Origin of the sequence: Clostridium sp. 29_15, from assembly GCF_001916075.1 — a bacterium.
Taxonomy (GTDB): Bacteria; Bacillota; Clostridia; order Clostridiales; family Clostridiaceae; genus Clostridium; species Clostridium lentum.
The window spans coordinates 1-15925 of the sequence record NZ_MNRT01000029.1; the positions used below are offsets into that span (position 1 = coordinate 1).

Here is a 15925-nt window from a genome sequence, read left to right on the forward strand (position 1 = left end):
GAACGTTGCCAGGTAATGTGGCTCGATAGCTCAGTCGGTAGAGCAGAGGACTGAAAATCCTCGTGTCCCTGGTTCGATTCCTGGTCGAGCCACCAGGTAAAAGCACTAACATATGTTAGTGCTTTTTTTAACGCTTAGGAAAGCATAAAAAAATAAGATAAAATACATTTTTTATCAAAAAAAGAAAAAAAGTATGATATAATATTGAAAACTATATCATATTAGGTTGAAAAGGAGAAAAAGAATGGATAATAAAGTTTTAGTAACTATAGCAGGAAGAGAAATTACAGAAAAAGATTTAGAGGCAATAATTTCAAGATATCCTCAAGATAAAAGAGCATATTTTGATTCAGAAATGGGAAGAAATCAATTATTAGAACAATTAGTTTCTTTTGAATTAATGAATAAATTAGGAACTGAAATGGAATTGGATAAGACTGAAGAGTATAAATCAGCATTAGAACAAATGGAAAGAGATTTATTAACTCAAATGACAATCAATAAAGTATTATCAGATGTTACTGTAACAGATGCTGATGCAGAAACTTTCTACAATGAACATGAAGAAGAATTTAAAACACCAGAAATGGTTTCTGCAAAACACATATTAGTAGATTCAGAAGAAAAAGCAAAAGAAATAAAAGAAAAGATTTCAAATGGAGAAATATCATTTGAAGAAGCTGCTGGACAATTCTCAACTTGCCCATCAGGGCAACAAGGTGGAGATCTTGGAGAGTTTGGTAGAGGAATGATGGTTCCAGAATTTGAAGAAGCTGCATTTACTTTAGAATTAAACACTGTAAGCGAACCAGTTAAGACTCAATTTGGATATCACTTAGTAAAAACAGAATCTAAGAATGAAGCAACAGTAGCTAAATTTGAAGATGTTAAAGAACAAATAATTGGAAACTTAATGCAACAAGCTCAACAAAGCAAATACGCTCAATTAATGAAAGAATTAGAAGCTAAATACCAAGTTAAAAGAGCTTAGTTAATCATTGATAATTAAAGAAGGAGTGCTTAGCACTCCTTTTTATAGTAGTTCTTTATAGCTATATATGTATTTGTCAGCTTTTTCTTTTAATATATTTAAATCTTTTTCAGATGCTTTATCATAAACAGCAGTAACATTCATGCCAGCTAGCTTGGCCCCACCTACAGCAGCTACGATATCTTCGTATACCATACAGTTGACAGGATTAACATTAAGTTTTTCAGCAGCTAGTAGGTATATGTCTGGATTATCTTTACCTTTTTTTACTTCATCTGTAACGGTAATAGAGTCAAATAAGTCATAAATTCCATTGTTTTTTAATGTAGCTTCTAATAATGGCTTTGAATTACTTGTAGCTAAAGCTATTTTAATGCCAGCTTTTTTTAAGCTATGTAAATATTCCATAGCACCTTCTTTTAGAAAAACATTATTAGAATACTCATTATAGGCCATTTCATGCCATTCATCCATTATAGCTTCTACTGAATCATCAATAGAAAATGTGGTTTTAAAATATTGGGCTACTTGTTTAAAGCTTAAATGAGTTATGTTATCTTTTAAATTTTCAGGAACAGTATATCCTCTTTTTTTCAAGAATTCCATATCTATTCTTTCCCATACCCACATAGAATCCACAAGTGTACCATCTAAATCAAATATTGCAGCTTTTATTGTATCCATATTAAATCTCCTTTATAAAATGCAAAAAAAAAGATAGGTTTTAGCCTATCTTGGTCGGGGTGACAGGGATCGAACCTGCGACCTCATGGTCCCAAACCACGCGCGCTCCCATCTGCGCCACACCCCGTAGTACATTTATTATTATAGTCCACAAAATTATAAGTGTCAACATGTAATTTAAAAATTGTTGAAGAAAATTTAAAAATAGCGTAATATGTTGTTTAAAAAGAGACAATATATAATAATATATGAAGATTTGGAGGAGAAATACTATGGGAATTGAAAGTATTATAATATTATTTGGAAGTATAGGATTTGTTTTAATGGGTTTTTTTGCCTTATATGTCAGCACTAAAGAAAATAGAACAACAAAAGAGCAAAAACAGTACATAAAAGTTAATGGGCTTCTAAATATAGCAATAGGGGCTATAGGTACTATTATTGGAACAGTATCAATATTTTATAAGGATAGTAGCAGGATAGCAATCATTATTTTCATAATTGCAATTTTTATAACAACAATAATTCAATTATTTATAAGTAAAAAGTATAAGATTAAGTAAAATCAATGAAAATATATGAATAGTAAAAATGAAAAATGACAGAAAAGTGATATTAAGGATGCTTTTATAATAGCTTTAATCCTTAAATATTAAAAATTACCATTGAATGGGGTTACCATAAATGATATAATAGTAATGAATCACTAAGTAGAGGGGGAAGGTCATAAGACCAGTGAAATATGAAGAAAAAAGTATTATCGGCACTATTGACGGCAACATTAATATTTGGTATGGGAATGCCAACTTTTGCAACACCTAATGAAGAAGTGATAGAAAATCAAGCAAGATATGATGAATTGACAGATAAAATAGATGAAACAACAGCGCAAGTATACGCATTAAATGCAGAAATAGAATCCTTAATGGAAACTATAGAAAATAATAAGTCTGAAGTTGAAGAAATTAAAATAGAGATTGAAAATACTGAAAAGGAAATAGAAACAACTAAAGCAGAAATAGAAAAAAATGAAGAAGTTTTAGGAAAGAGAATTAGAGAGTTTCAAAAGTCTGGTGGACAAGTTAACTATTTAATTCTTTTATTTAGTGCAAAAAGCTTTAATGAATTAATCAGTAAAATTGACTCTACAACAAGAATAGTTAATATTGATAAAGAACTTATATCTGAGTTAGAAGAAAAGAAAGCAAATTTAAATGAAAAAGTAACTGCATTAGAAGAAAGAAAAGCAGAAGTAATTAGGCTTACAGAAGAAAACGAAGCAGCACTAGCTGAGTTAAATACTAAGAAGGCAGAGCAAGAAAATGCTATTGAGCAATTAAATGCAGAACAAGAAGAATTTGAAAAGAACTATTTAGCAGTATCAGAAAGAAAATTAGTAGCTTATCAACAATCTGTATTAGAAACATCTAATGATAAGAATGAATTACAATCTGCTATAGATCAATTAACAAGCATAAGAGATAATCAAATAAAAAGTGAAATTGTAAAACAAGAAATATCAGATTCTATATACTATGGAACAATTAAATTAGAAGAAATAATAGAAGCAGAAGAAGCAGCTAAGGTAGCAGCACAACAACAAATTTCATCTCCAAATAGAGGGGAAATTACATTAGGAACTGCATCATCAGCTTATGGAAGTTCTATAGTGAGCTATGCATATAATTTCATAGGAGCTGAATATGTATATGGCGCAGCAGGTCCAGATATATTTGATTGTTCAGGATTTACAAGCTATGTATATGCAAATGCAGCAGGATTAAACATAACAAGAACTACTTATACTCAAATGGAAGTTGGGTCACCTGTATCTTATGATGAATTACAACCAGGTGATTTAGTGTTCACTTATGGTGGAGACCATGTTGGTATCTATGTAGGTGGAGGACAATATATTCACGCACCACAACCAGGTGATAGAGTTAAGGTAGGTAATATAACATCATTCTATTGTGCAAGAAGAGTATTATAATTAGTATTATGGACTAGGAAAGAGCTTTCTAGTCTTTTTATATTTAATTAAGTTTTCTAAAAAGCAGTTTTTGTGTATACTATATAGATATAATATAAGAAAGAATTAAAAGATATAGACACAATTTTGGAGGAACTATAATTTATGGATATAAGTATAAATAAGGATGAGAGAATTGATGATTTAGATTTAAAAGGTCTTAAGATTATACAGAAAGAAAAAGCTTTTAGATTTGGTATAGATGCTGTATTATTATCGGATTTTGCCAATGTTAAATCAAAGCATAGGGTAATAGATTTATGTACTGGTACAGGTATAGTACCTTTCCTTCTTTATGGAAAATATAATCCCAAGGAAGTTTGGGGAATTGAAATTCAAGAAGAAATGGAAGAGATGGCAAGAAGAAGTTCAAAATTAAATGGAACAGAAGATATAGTTAAATTTAAATGTGCTGATTTAAAGGATAAAAACCTTGTAAAAGAGTTAGGAAGGTTTGATGTATTGACGGTAAATCCTCCATATAAGTTAAATAATTCAGGTATAGTAAATCCAAACGATAAGTTAGCAATTGCTAGACATGAAATTCTTTGTAATTTAGAAGATGTAATTGTTGCAGCTAGAAGGTTACTTAAAGATAATGGAAGAATGTTTATTGTACATAGACCAGAAAGATTGGCAGATATATTTAGCTTAATGAGAAAATATAATATTGAGCCAAAGAGAGTAAAAATGGTACAGCCTAATGTAAATAAGGAACCTAATATTGTATTAGTGGAAGGTCAGAGAGACGGAGGAGCATTTTTAAAATGGGAAAAGCCTTTATATGTTTATGATGAAGAAGGAAATTTCAGTAGAGAGATAGATGAAATATATGGAAGGGTGAAATAATATGAGTAAAGGTAAATTATATTTAGTACCAACACCAATAGGAAACCTAAAGGACATTACTTTAAGAGCTTTAGAGGTTTTAAAAAGTGTAGATGAAATTGCAGCAGAAGATACAAGGCAAAGTTTAAAGCTTTTAAATCACTTTGAAATTAAAAAGCCACTTTTTAGTTACCATCAGCATAATGAACAAGGAAAAAGTGAGCAAATAATAAATAAATTAGAAGATGGAATAAGTATAGCATTAGTTACTGATGCTGGTACTCCAGGAATATCAGATCCAGGGAGTGTAATAGTAAGTAAATGCATTGAAAACAATATAAATTTTGAGGTTCTTCCAGGAGCAACAGCAATTACAACAGCTCTTGTATATTCAGGACTAGACACAACAAAGTTCGTTTTTAGAGGCTTTATTCCAAGAGAAACTAAAGATAGAAAAATTCTCATTGAGGAAATTAAAGATAAAAAAGAAACATTAATATTTTATGAATCACCACATAGGTTATTGGATACATTAAGTTTTTTAAAGGAGTCTTTAGGTAATAGAAATATTGCTGTATGTAGAGAACTTACAAAGTTACATGAAGATATATTTAGAGGAGCTTTAGAAGATGCATATAATAACTTTTTAGAGAATAAACCAAGAGGAGAATTTGTATTAGTACTGGCAGGAAAAAGCGAAAGTGAAATAAAGGCGGAGCTGGAAGAAGAATTTAGTGCTTTTACAGTGGAGGAGCATCTTAAGGATTTAATAAATAAAGGGATGGATAAGAAAGAAGCAATCAAGACTGTTGCTAAAATGAGAAACATTCCTAAAAAAGAAGTATATAAGATTGCCATAGATTTATAAAATTAAAAAGCTAGTGAAATTCACTAGCTTTTTTATGTATAATTATTTGTTATCTGTCTTTAATTCGTTTAAGCAATTTTTGCAGATATTTTTACCTTTGTAGTTAACTACATCTCTAGCATCTCCACAGAATATACAAGCTGGTTCATATTTCTTTAATATAATTTGTTCTCCGTCTACGTATATTTCTAATGCGTCTTTTTCTGCTATATCTAAAGTTCTTCTTAATTCTATTGGAATAACGATTCTTCCTAGTTCATCTACTCTTCTAACAACTCCAGTTGATTTCATTTATAAATTCCTCCTAAAACAAGTTTCGACATTTTGTAGATTTATCTTACCAAATATGTAATATAAAGTCAATATAATTAATATAAAAAATATTAAATTATAGAAAATAATTGATATTTTTTACTTACTAATAAACTATACTACCATATATTTGAAAAGTCAAGTTTAATTTTCAAAATAAATAGTTAAATTTTTCGTGATTAAAATGACTTGTATACTGAAATAGTAAATGTGTTACATAAATGATTTAAAAATATTAAAAAATAGAATATAAAATAAGAAAATAATGTAAAAATAAATTTATTGCATCTGTATACATAAATTGTAAAAGTTTATTAGTAAAATATCAATAATAAATAAAAAAATCAATAATAAATTGGAAATAAAAAAGAATAATCAAAATATAGATATAAATATTAAAAAGAGTGAAAAAACTTATTAAATAGGTAAATAAACTTGTAATAAGTTTATATTTACTATATAATGAAGATAGTAATATAGAGAAAGATAGGTGAAGATGCGTGATGAAAAAGATGGATATGGATTATATACAGCAAGTAGCGGATCAAATAGAAGATAACATAATGATATCTTACGATGATTTACCTAAGTATGATCTTTTTTTATCTCAAGTTATTGATTTTTTGAATGATAAGTTTATAGATGATAAATATACTAATAACATAGTGCAGAACTATATAAAAAGTGAAGTAATAAGTAAGCCGGAAGATGGTAAAAAGAGGGGCTATACAAAGATACATTTAGTTCAGCTAGTATTATTAAGTTATATGAGACCAATACTTACTACTGAAGAGATTAAAAAGGTGTTTAGCTTAGCTTTCAATGAAATTAATGATAGGTCAGATGATATAATATCTTGGGAAACTGCTTATAAGATATTTTCAGAGACACAAAGTCAGAGTATAAAAGAAGGAATAGCAGAGGACATTGTAGATGAAGAAAATCTAAATAACATTATAAAAGGCCTTAATTTAAATGAAAAAGATGAAAATAGTATAAGGACTTTCGTAGTGGTTATTTCATTAATAGCTCAAGCTAGTGCTATAAAGAAACTAGTACAAAAGATAGTAAATGAGTACCATTCATAAAAGACTACATATATATTTATAGTAGTCTTTTTTTCTTAAAAAGGAGATACTAGAAAGAGATTATAAAAAATATAATGTTATTAATAGAATTAATTATTTTTAAGATTTAGGAAGGCAAAGGTTATGGCACAAAAAGTAGTGATAATGGAATCTGTAAGAGGCATAGTGGAATACGTGTTAAAAAGTGGTAGCCTAGATGATAGATTTATGTCCATAAGAAGGGCTATGGAAGGAACTATAGCTCATGGAAGACTTCAAAAAGATAATGAAAATATTTATGAAAATTATCAAAAGGAAGTAAAGCTTCAATGGGGATTCGTTAGAGATGATATTGAGCTTATAATTGAAGGACGCACTGATGGAATTATAAAGGAAAGAGATATTATTATAATAGAGGAAATAAAATCTACATATAAAAGCTTAATATATATAGAAGAAGATTATAATGAGCTACATTGGGCTCAAGGGAAATTTTATGGATACATATATTGCAAGGAAAATAATTTAGCGGAAATAAGAATACGTTTAAGCTATTATAATTTGAATACAGATGAAGTAAAGAGCTTTGAAAAGAAATTCAAACTTACAGAATTAGAAGCTTTTGTTTCAGAGTTAGTTGAGAGATATATGAAGGCTGCTTTTTTAAAAATAGCCTTAATAGAAGAAAGGAATGAAAGCATAGAGAAAATGGAATTTCCTTTTCCAACTTATCGAAAGGGTCAAAGGGAGCTAGCAGTAACTTGTTATAATACCATCAGGAATAACGGTATATTATTTGCTCAAGCACCTACAGGTATAGGTAAGACAATATCAACAATATTTCCAGCTATAAAGGGGCTAACAAACAATATGGGAGATAGGATAGTGTATTTGACTTCTAAGACTATTACTGGAGTAGTTGCAGAAGAAGCATATGCTATGCTCATAAAGAATGGATTAAAGATAAAGGTAGTAAGTATAACAGCAAAGGAAAAAGCTTGCTTAAATGATGAAGTAAAATGTAATGCTGATGATTGTAAGTTTGCAAGAGATTATTTTTCTAAAGTGGATGATGTTATTGAAGATATTATAAGCCATGAAAACATAATATCAAGAGAGGTAATAAGAAAATATAGTGAAAAATATCAAGTGTGTCCCTTTGAATTATCATTGGATCTTACAGAATGGTGCCATGCAATAATATGTGATTATAATTACGCTTTTGATAATAGAGTAAGGTTAAAAAGGATTTTTGAAGAAGATAATAAAAGTAATGTTATATTAGTTGATGAATGTCATAACTTAATTGATAGAGCTAGAGCAATGTATAGTGGAGAAATTCTTAAGAGTGATGTAGTGCAAATAAATAAGATTTTAAAGGGAAAGGTTCCAGCTCTTTATAAATCTTCAAATTTAATAAATAAGGAACTGATAGAGATACGAAGGGAACTTGAAGAAAACAGCCTAAGGGTAATATATAAAAATATTCAGTATAAAGAACTCATTAAGGCAATGCAGTTATTTATAAGTGTAGCAGATGAGTATTTGGTAAAAGGGAAAGGTACAGATGGATATGATGAAGTAATGGACTTTTATTTTAAATGTAGAAGTTTTGTTAATATAAATGAATTGTATTCAGATAAGTATAATACAATAATAGAGAAAGCCAAAAATGATTTGAAAGTTAAGATATTTTGTATTGATCCCTCTGATAATATTAAGAAGATAATAAGTTCTTCCTATGCAACAATATTATTTTCAGCTACTTTATGGCCTATGAAATATTATATAGATTTACTAGGTGGAGATGATAAAAGTTATAGATTAAGATTAGATTCACCTTTTAAAAAAGAAAACTTAAAAACATTTATTTCGCCCTTAAATATGAAGTATAGCATGAGGGAAAATAATATACCTAAATTATGTGAATTAATTTATAGATTTAATGAGGAAAGTCCCGGAAATAATATAGTTTTCTTGCCATCATTTGAGTATCTTAAGAAGGTAGCTGAAAGCTACGAAAAAATATATAGTAATAATGAAGATATATTAGTACAAAAAGAAAATATAAATGAAGTAGAAAAGGAAGAGTTTTTAGCAAACTTTAGAGAAAATTCTAAGGTGTTGGCATTTGCAGTTGTAGGTGGCATGTTTTCAGAAGGAGTAGACCTTCCAGGAAAAAGGCTGAGTGGAGCTGTTATAGTTGGCGTAGGATTTCCTAAAATATCTATAGAAAATGATATAATAGCAAGTTATTTTGATGAAAAAGGATTTGACTATGCATATACTTACCCAGGAATAAATAAAATTTTGCAATGTGCAGGAAGAGTTATTAGAACTGAAGAGGATAAAGGAAGTATCTTATTAGTAGATAATAGGTACCTAAGCAAAAAGTATAAAGATATGCTACCAACAGCTTGGCAAATTGAATCATGGTAAAATAATGAATTAAAGGATATAATAAATATTATTTATATTAAAGAGAAAAAAAGTAGTGGTGATGTAATGAAAAAAGAAGAAGTTAAAAAAAGGAGATCAGCCTTTGACTTTATAATATATTTTATTATTAAAGTAAATAATGATGATATTTTTGCTTTAGGAGCCCAGTTAGCTTATTATTTAGTTTTATCATTTTTTCCTTTTTTAATATTTGTTATGACTCTAATTGGATATATCAATTTAGATTCCATGAAAATAATAGAGGGATTAGCAAGAGTGCTTCCAAGTAATGTGGTGGAGCTTACTTCAAGTGTAATAATTGATGTTGTTGAAAAACAACATGGAGGTTTGTTAGGGGCATCTGCTACATTGACTATATGGTCTGCATCTTCAGCTTTTAGAGCAATTTTAAAAGGTGTTAATAAGGCATATAATATTAAAGAAAATAGATCATTTATAAAAAGGTGTATAATTGCTATAATATGCACTATAGCATTGGCATTTACAATTATGCTTACTTTAGCAACTTTAGTATTTGGAGATGTTTTAAGTAAATATATATTAAAATATATTCCATATAATGACTTTATTCATAAGTTGTGGGATTTATTGAGATATTCCATTGTTATAGTGGTAATGATAATTATTTTTGCGGCAATATATCGATATACACCTTCTAAGAGAACTGATTGGAGCGAAGCTATACCAGGAGCTGTTTTTGTAACATTAGGATGGATAGTGGTTTCATTAGCATTTTCATTTTATGTAAATAATTTTGCCAATTACTCACGGATATATGGAAGCTTGGCAACAATCTTTGTTTTAATGACGTGGTTATATATAAGCTCCATAATTATAATAATAGGTGGGGAAATAAACTCCGTCTTAGGTATAAGAAAAGACCAATTAGATAAGAAATTTTTATAAAAAACTTCTCATGAATTATGAGGAGTTTTTTATATATTTATATAAAGAGTTTTTACTAAATGAATAAAAGAGAAATTAATGGTTATACTGTTAGATAAAGTATTCAGGAGGTGTTATACATGAATAAAATTGTGTTATTAGGTAAGCTTATTAAGGACCCTGAACTAAAAACAATTGAAAATGGGGAAAAAAGCTTCACCAGATTTATAATTGCTGTGGATAGGAATTTTAAATCTGCCGATGGAACAAGGAAGGCTGATCTTATTCCAGTTACTATATGGGGAAGGAAAGCCGAAGTTATATGCAAATATATGACTAAAGGAAGCTACATAAGTTTAAGTGGAAGACTTCGTACAGGAAGCTATGAAGATAAGGAAGGAAATAAGAAATATATAGCAGAAGTTGTTGCGGAAGACTTCAAGTTCGTAGGAAGTAGGAGAGTAGATAAAGAAAGTTCTGATGCCATAAGCAATGAACAATAATATCTTATATACAGTTTACTGTAATATTTATGACATTAAAATAAAAGAATAAAAGAATAATTAAAGTCTCATAATTTTATAAAATAATATAGTGTACGTTTTCATAAAATGTATGCATATAATTATGAGGCTTTGTTTTTTACAAAAAAACTTTAAAATTCAGATTAATTTTCTAAATGACGTATTATCGACAACTTTTATTTTTAATAGAAATGATAATGGGATATTATTAAATAATAATATGGGTAAAAAAGTAAAAAATAAAGTATAATGTAGAAAATAAAAGAAAAATTTATTTCTTTACAGAACAATCTTTGACACATTTTAATACATTAATGTGTTATCTTTGATGTATGGAAGTTATGTTAAGGGGGGATATAACCTTGGTTGTAAAAGAATGTTTTGATATCACAGTGGAAAAAGAAAATTATAAGATGAATTACTTCTATAGAATGACTTTTGGAAGATTTAAAGGTAGACAAGTATATGGTATAGAAGTAGAAAGACAAGACATTATAAATGGAGGTTTGGTTAATATAGAAAGAAATAGTGTAAATAATATTTCTACCGATAAGGAAAAGGTTAAGAGATTATTTGATTTAGTATCAAAGAATAATGTTTCACCTATACATTTAATAGATGTCATAGGCGAATATGTTGATGAATACGTAAGTGATTTTAATTAAAGGATACAGCATAGGCGGAGGCAACTATGATCTTAGGAATTGGCACAGATATAATAGAAATAGAGAGAGTTAAAGTAGCAATTGAAAGAACACCTAGTTTTTTAAGTAAGGCATTTACTGAAAAAGAAATAGAACTTTTTAAATCAAAGGGAATGAGAGTAGAGACAATAGCAGGGAATTTTGCAGCTAAAGAAGCACTTAGCAAAGCTTTAGGAACAGGATTTAGAGGTTACAACCTTAAAGATTTTGAAATATTAAGGGATAACTTAGGAAAACCTATAGTTAATATTTCTAAAGAAGTTAGAGATAAAATTGGTGATAGAAAATTAAACATAAATGTTTCTATATCTCATAATAAAAGCAATGCCATAGCTTTTGCAATTGTGGAGGAATAAATATGTACATAATGTTTAAGGAAATAGTAAGATGACCTCTGGAGGAATGAGTGATAATAATATCACTGGTTGATCAAGGTCATAGCAATATGGATTCAGCTTTATTAGGTGCATATATTCATGGCTTAGCAGCAGAATGTTCTTCTAGAGATAGATATTTTATCATAGCAGGGAATTTAATAGAAAGTATTCCCTTTGTTATGGAAACTCTATAAGTTAAATTATGAATAAAAAACCAAGTTGCATAATAATAGTATAATGAAGCAGACAATTTGGGAGGAAATATGAAAAAGAAAATAATTATTATATTATTATTGGCAGTTCCTTTTATATCTATCTTATTTATCATTTTTTTCAGGGGTGTTTTAATGCCTTCAAATGAAGAAATAATTGAAGGATTAAAAAATATTAATGCATATGAAGCTAAAGTAAAATATGTTATGAAAAATGATAAAGGGGAAGAAATTGAGGAAACTAAACAATGGTATTCTGCAGATAAGGGGGTGAGGGTAGAATTTGGTGATGAGGTAACTAAGATATACAAGGATGAAAAAATATATGTCAAAGATACTATTAATGATAATGAATATGAATTAGAGCAAGATATGGATATAGTACATCCATTAGCTTTTATTAATAATATTTTAGCATATCCTATAAGGGAAGGAAGTATATCAGAGGGGCAAGAAGAGTGGGGAGATACCATATATATAAAAGCTGACGTGGAATTGTTTTTAAATAATATATATTTTAATAAAGCTACTATCTTTATTGATAAAAAGAATAGAGTACCAATAGGAATTGTAGTTTATGATAGAGAAGATAGATATGTATTAAAGATAATTTATGAACAGTTTGAAGAGGTACAAAAAATAGATGATTCTTTATTATGATATAGAATAAAAAGTAGTTAACTTTAAAGGTTAAGTTTGTCTAGATAAACAAATGAACTTTTGTCTCTTTATTATAAAAAAGCAATAAGTATTAAAAAGATATTTACAGAAGAAGTGGAAATATTAAATCGATTAATAAACATACATAAATAAAAAGAAAAAATAATTAAGATAAATAAAATTTAAATAAGCCAGGTTATAGTAATAGAAGTCGAATTATATATTGATAATACTTTCCATAGGAGAGTACATAAATCTTATTGTAATTTATTTAAAAATAATTAATTAGATAAAAGTTTTAGAAAAAGCATAATATTTTATAAAATATACAAAAAAAGGCGAAAAGTTAAAAATAATATTATTTTCTATTTACAGACTAGCACAAATTGAAATATAATTTTCTAAAGGATAAAATTATGTACTCTTAGGAGGACAAGTATGTCAGATAAATTTGAAAATCAAATCTTTAGAAAAATAAATGAGGATTTTGATAAAAAAAATAGGAAATATATTAAGGAAAATTTAATAAAATATGATGAGAAGAAATATGAAGGAGAGTTTCTTGAATTAATGAGGATAGGGTATGAAGAAATGTCAGATATTAATTTAGAACTTTCAAGGGCTATTGATTTCTCAAAGGGAAATGTACAATATAAATTTGACGATATTTGCGAATATGAGAAATGGCTTTGCGGAGTGTGAGAATTTAAATGGCGACTATAGTAGTAAAAAGAGGGGATATTTTTTATGCAGATTTAAGTCCAGTTATAGGCTCAGAGCAAGGTGGAATTAGGCCAGTTATTATAATACAAAATGATATAGGAAATAAATATAGTCCTACTGTTATTGTATCAGCAATAACTTCACAAATTAATAAGGCTAAACTTCCAACTCATGTGGAGATTTCTTCAGTTGAATATGGATTAAACAGAGATTCAGTAGTGTTATTAGAACAAATAAGGACTCTTGATAAAAAGAGACTGAAAGAAAAGATTGGACATATGACAGATATTGATATGAAAAAAGTGGACAAAGCATTGCTAATTAGCTTAAATTTAGATAAGTAGTAGTAAAAGATAATGAAAAGGCAGAGTTAAAATGACTCTGCTTTTGTTGTATAAATAATACATATAAACAGTAATTGTACATATAAAAATAGGTAGGATGAGATTAAAGTGATACACAATATAAATTAAATAATAATAAAAGTATACACTAATCAAAATAATAGTATATACAAAGAGTGATTCATATGATAGTATAAATTTAAAGAATAAAATGACGTATTAATACAAAGCTTAATTTATATGATCTGTATCATTTATTATGAATAATTAATAATTTATATATTAAGAATTAATTGAGGAGGATACACAATGGCAAAGAGTTTAGACGAATTAAAATCAATATCTACAGAAATTAGAAAAGACATAGTGAAGATGCTTACTGAATCAGCATCAGGGCATCCAGGAGGATCATTATCAGCTACTGATATTATGACTGTATTATTTTTTAAGGAAATGAATATAGATCCTAACAATGAAAAGGATCCAAATAGAGATAGATTTGTTTTATCAAAAGGCCATGCTGCCCCTGTACTTTATAGTACTTTAGCTAGAAGAGGATATTTCCCAGTTGAAGAATTATCAACTTTAAGAAAGTTTAAGTCAAGATTACAAGGTCACCCAAGTATTCAATATTTACCAGGAATTGATATGTCAACAGGATCATTAGGACAAGGAATTTCTGCTGCAGTAGGAATGGCTTTAGCTGGAAAGATAGATAAGAAGGATTATAGAGTTTATACAATATTAGGTGATGGAGAATTAGAGGAAGGTCAAGTATGGGAAGCTTCAATGTGTGCAGCACATTATAAGTTAAATAACTTAACAGCTTTCATTGATTTTAATGGATTACAAATTGATGGAGATATAACAAAAGTTATGAATCCTTGTCCAATAGATAAGAAGTTTGAAGCTTTTGGTTGGAATGTTTTAGTTATTGATGGTCATAATTATGAAGAAATTATAGATGCTATAGAAAAAGCAAAAGAGTGTAAAGATAAGCCTACGGCAGTAGTTTGTAAGACAATCAAAGGAAAAGGCGTATCATTTATGGAAAATCAAGCTGAATGGCACGGTATAGCACCTAGTAGAGAGCAATGTGAAGCAGCATTAAAGGAATTAGGAGGGGAAAATTAATGAGTAAAAAGATTGCAACAAGAGAAGCATATGGAAAAGCTTTAGCAGAATTAGCTAATACTAATGAAAATATAGTGGTTTTAGATGCAGATCTTTCAAAGTCTACAAAAACTTCAGAATTTAAGGCTATATGTCCAAAAAGATTCTTTAATATGGGAATTGCAGAAGCAAATATGATGTCAGTGGCAGCAGGGCTTTCTACTTGTGGAAAGATTCCTTTTGTAAGTACATTTGCTATGTTTGCAGCAGGAAGAGCATTTGAACAAATAAGAAATGCAATTTGCTATCCAAGATTAAATGTAAAAGTGTGTGCTACTCATGCAGGTATAACAGTTGGAGAAGATGGTGCATCACATCAAACAGTGGAAGATTTATCATTAATGAGAGCAATACCTAATATGGTAGTTATTTCACCATCAGATGCTGTTGAGACAAAAGCAGCAATAGAAGCAATAGCAGAGTATAATGGACCTTGCTATGTAAGATTAGGTAGAGCACCTGTTAATGTTATAAATGATGAAAATAATTATAAATTTGAAATTGGTAAAGGTGTACTTTTAAATGAAGGTACAGATTTAACAATAGTAGCTACAGGAATAATGGTGGATGTTGCTTTAGAAGCTAAGGAAATCTTAGCATCACAAGGAATTTCTGCAAGAGTTATTAATATCCATACTCTAAAACCGATTGATTCAGACATTTTAGTAAAGGCTGCTAAGGAAACAGGAGCAATTGTAACAGTTGAAGAACATAGCATAATTGGTGGGCTAGGTTCAGCAGTATCAGAAGTTTTAGGTGAAGTTTGTCCAGTGCCAGTAGTGAAGGTTGGTATTAATGATCAATTCGGTCAAAGTGGAAAACCAGATGAATTATTAGAGTACTATGGATTAACAGCTGCAAATGTTGTTGAAAAAGTTAAAAGAGCTATTGAATTAAGAAGATAGTTTAAAATCTTATTGATATAGATGGCAGATCAAAATGAAATATTTTTGATTTGTCATCTTTTTATAATTAAATATATAAATTTAAGATTAGTTTTATAAGTAAAACCATGATTTTAATTACAATTTCATAATTCGTATATCATGAACTAGTTTTTATAAAAGTTTATGATATAATT

19 protein-coding genes and 2 tRNA genes are annotated in these 15925 nt (G+C 28.6%); 18 read left to right on the top strand and 3 right to left on the bottom strand.

What is annotated here, in order from left to right; all coding sequences use genetic code 11:
* The first annotated feature begins 19 nt into the window (after positions 1-19).
* Both BHW04_RS06000 and BHW04_RS06005 read left to right on the top strand, forming a co-directional pair.
* Positions 20-95, top strand: a tRNA-Phe gene (locus BHW04_RS06000).
* A gap of 149 nt (positions 96-244) precedes the next feature.
* Positions 245-991, top strand: coding sequence for a peptidylprolyl isomerase (locus BHW04_RS06005; protein ID WP_022212122.1), 747 nt, complete (start codon positions 245-247; stop codon positions 989-991).
* A gap of 42 nt (positions 992-1033) precedes the next feature.
* Here the strand turns inward: BHW04_RS06005 and BHW04_RS06010 are convergent, their stop codons facing one another.
* Positions 1034-1675 (bottom strand): HAD family hydrolase, encoded by a 642-nt coding sequence (locus BHW04_RS06010; protein WP_022212121.1) that lies wholly within the window; start codon positions 1673-1675, stop codon positions 1034-1036.
* Between the two features lie 51 nt (positions 1676-1726).
* Positions 1727-1802, bottom strand: a tRNA-Pro gene (locus BHW04_RS06015).
* A gap of 145 nt (positions 1803-1947) precedes the next feature.
* Between BHW04_RS06015 and BHW04_RS06020 the strand changes: the two genes are divergently transcribed.
* The 4 genes from BHW04_RS06020 (at position 1948) to rsmI (ending at position 5403) form a co-directional block, all read left to right on the top strand.
* The gene (locus BHW04_RS06020) at positions 1948-2238 is read left to right on the top strand and encodes a hypothetical protein (protein WP_022212120.1); all 291 of its coding nucleotides are present in this window, start codon (positions 1948-1950) and stop codon (positions 2236-2238) included.
* Between the two features lie 179 nt (positions 2239-2417).
* Positions 2418-3668, top strand: coding sequence for a C40 family peptidase (locus BHW04_RS06025; protein WP_302699188.1), 1251 nt, complete (start codon positions 2418-2420; stop codon positions 3666-3668).
* A gap of 144 nt (positions 3669-3812) precedes the next feature.
* Positions 3813-4556, top strand: coding sequence for a tRNA1(Val) (adenine(37)-N6)-methyltransferase (locus BHW04_RS06030; RefSeq protein WP_022212118.1), 744 nt, complete (start codon positions 3813-3815; stop codon positions 4554-4556).
* A gap of 1 nt (position 4557) precedes the next feature.
* Entirely contained in the window at positions 4558-5403 is an 846-nt protein-coding gene (rsmI, locus tag BHW04_RS06035) for a 16S rRNA (cytidine(1402)-2'-O)-methyltransferase (RefSeq protein WP_302699189.1), read from the top strand.
* Positions 5404-5445: 42 nt separating this feature from the next.
* Here the strand turns inward: rsmI and BHW04_RS06040 are convergent, their stop codons facing one another.
* Complete coding sequence (locus BHW04_RS06040) at positions 5446-5694, bottom strand: AbrB/MazE/SpoVT family DNA-binding domain-containing protein (protein WP_022166495.1); 249 nt, start codon at positions 5692-5694, stop codon at positions 5446-5448.
* 524 nt (positions 5695-6218) lie between these two features.
* On the opposite strand from BHW04_RS06040, the gene BHW04_RS06045 reads away from it, so the two are divergent.
* The 12 genes from BHW04_RS06045 to BHW04_RS06100 all read left to right on the top strand — a co-directional run bounded on the left by BHW04_RS06045 (position 6219) and on the right by BHW04_RS06100 (position 15749).
* A complete protein-coding gene (locus tag BHW04_RS06045) occupies positions 6219-6803 on the top strand; it encodes a DUF1836 domain-containing protein (RefSeq protein ID WP_302632416.1) in 585 nt (194 codons plus the stop codon).
* A gap of 123 nt (positions 6804-6926) precedes the next feature.
* Positions 6927-9221: an ATP-dependent DNA helicase gene (locus BHW04_RS06050; protein WP_302699190.1), complete on the top strand. Its 2295-nt coding sequence runs from the start codon at positions 6927-6929 to the stop codon at positions 9219-9221.
* 66 nt (positions 9222-9287) lie between these two features.
* Positions 9288-10148, top strand: coding sequence for a YihY/virulence factor BrkB family protein (locus tag BHW04_RS06055; RefSeq protein WP_022212114.1), 861 nt, complete (start codon positions 9288-9290; stop codon positions 10146-10148).
* A 119-nt stretch (positions 10149-10267) separates the two neighbouring features.
* A complete protein-coding gene (locus BHW04_RS06060) occupies positions 10268-10630 on the top strand; it encodes a single-stranded DNA-binding protein (RefSeq protein ID WP_302699191.1) in 363 nt (120 codons plus the stop codon).
* A 383-nt stretch (positions 10631-11013) separates the two neighbouring features.
* Positions 11014-11316 (top strand): DUF6514 family protein, encoded by a 303-nt coding sequence (locus BHW04_RS06065; RefSeq protein ID WP_302699192.1) that lies wholly within the window; start codon positions 11014-11016, stop codon positions 11314-11316.
* 26 nt (positions 11317-11342) lie between these two features.
* Positions 11343-11711 carry a holo-ACP synthase gene (gene acpS / locus BHW04_RS06070; protein ID WP_302699193.1) on the top strand — a complete coding sequence of 123 codons (369 nt, stop codon included), beginning with the start codon at positions 11343-11345 and terminating at the stop codon, positions 11709-11711.
* A gap of 50 nt (positions 11712-11761) precedes the next feature.
* Positions 11762-11926: a hypothetical protein gene (locus tag BHW04_RS06075; RefSeq protein ID WP_302699194.1), complete on the top strand. Its 165-nt coding sequence runs from the start codon at positions 11762-11764 to the stop codon at positions 11924-11926.
* 69 nt (positions 11927-11995) lie between these two features.
* Positions 11996-12604 carry a germination lipoprotein GerS-related protein gene (locus tag BHW04_RS06080; protein ID WP_302699195.1) on the top strand — a complete coding sequence of 203 codons (609 nt, stop codon included), beginning with the start codon at positions 11996-11998 and terminating at the stop codon, positions 12602-12604.
* Between the two features lie 438 nt (positions 12605-13042).
* Positions 13043-13306, top strand: a complete 264-nt coding sequence (locus BHW04_RS06085) for a hypothetical protein (protein ID WP_302699196.1) — start codon at positions 13043-13045, stop codon at positions 13304-13306.
* 8 nt (positions 13307-13314) lie between these two features.
* Positions 13315-13671 carry a type II toxin-antitoxin system PemK/MazF family toxin gene (locus BHW04_RS06090; protein WP_022212108.1) on the top strand — a complete coding sequence of 119 codons (357 nt, stop codon included), beginning with the start codon at positions 13315-13317 and terminating at the stop codon, positions 13669-13671.
* A gap of 309 nt (positions 13672-13980) precedes the next feature.
* Positions 13981-14805 carry a transketolase gene (locus tag BHW04_RS06095; RefSeq protein ID WP_022212107.1) on the top strand — a complete coding sequence of 275 codons (825 nt, stop codon included), beginning with the start codon at positions 13981-13983 and terminating at the stop codon, positions 14803-14805.
* Positions 14805-15749 carry a transketolase family protein gene (locus BHW04_RS06100; protein WP_302699197.1) on the top strand — a complete coding sequence of 315 codons (945 nt, stop codon included), beginning with the start codon at positions 14805-14807 and terminating at the stop codon, positions 15747-15749. Before BHW04_RS06095 ends, BHW04_RS06100 begins: the two co-directional genes overlap by 1 nt.
* The last annotated feature ends 176 nt before the right edge of the window (positions 15750-15925 follow it).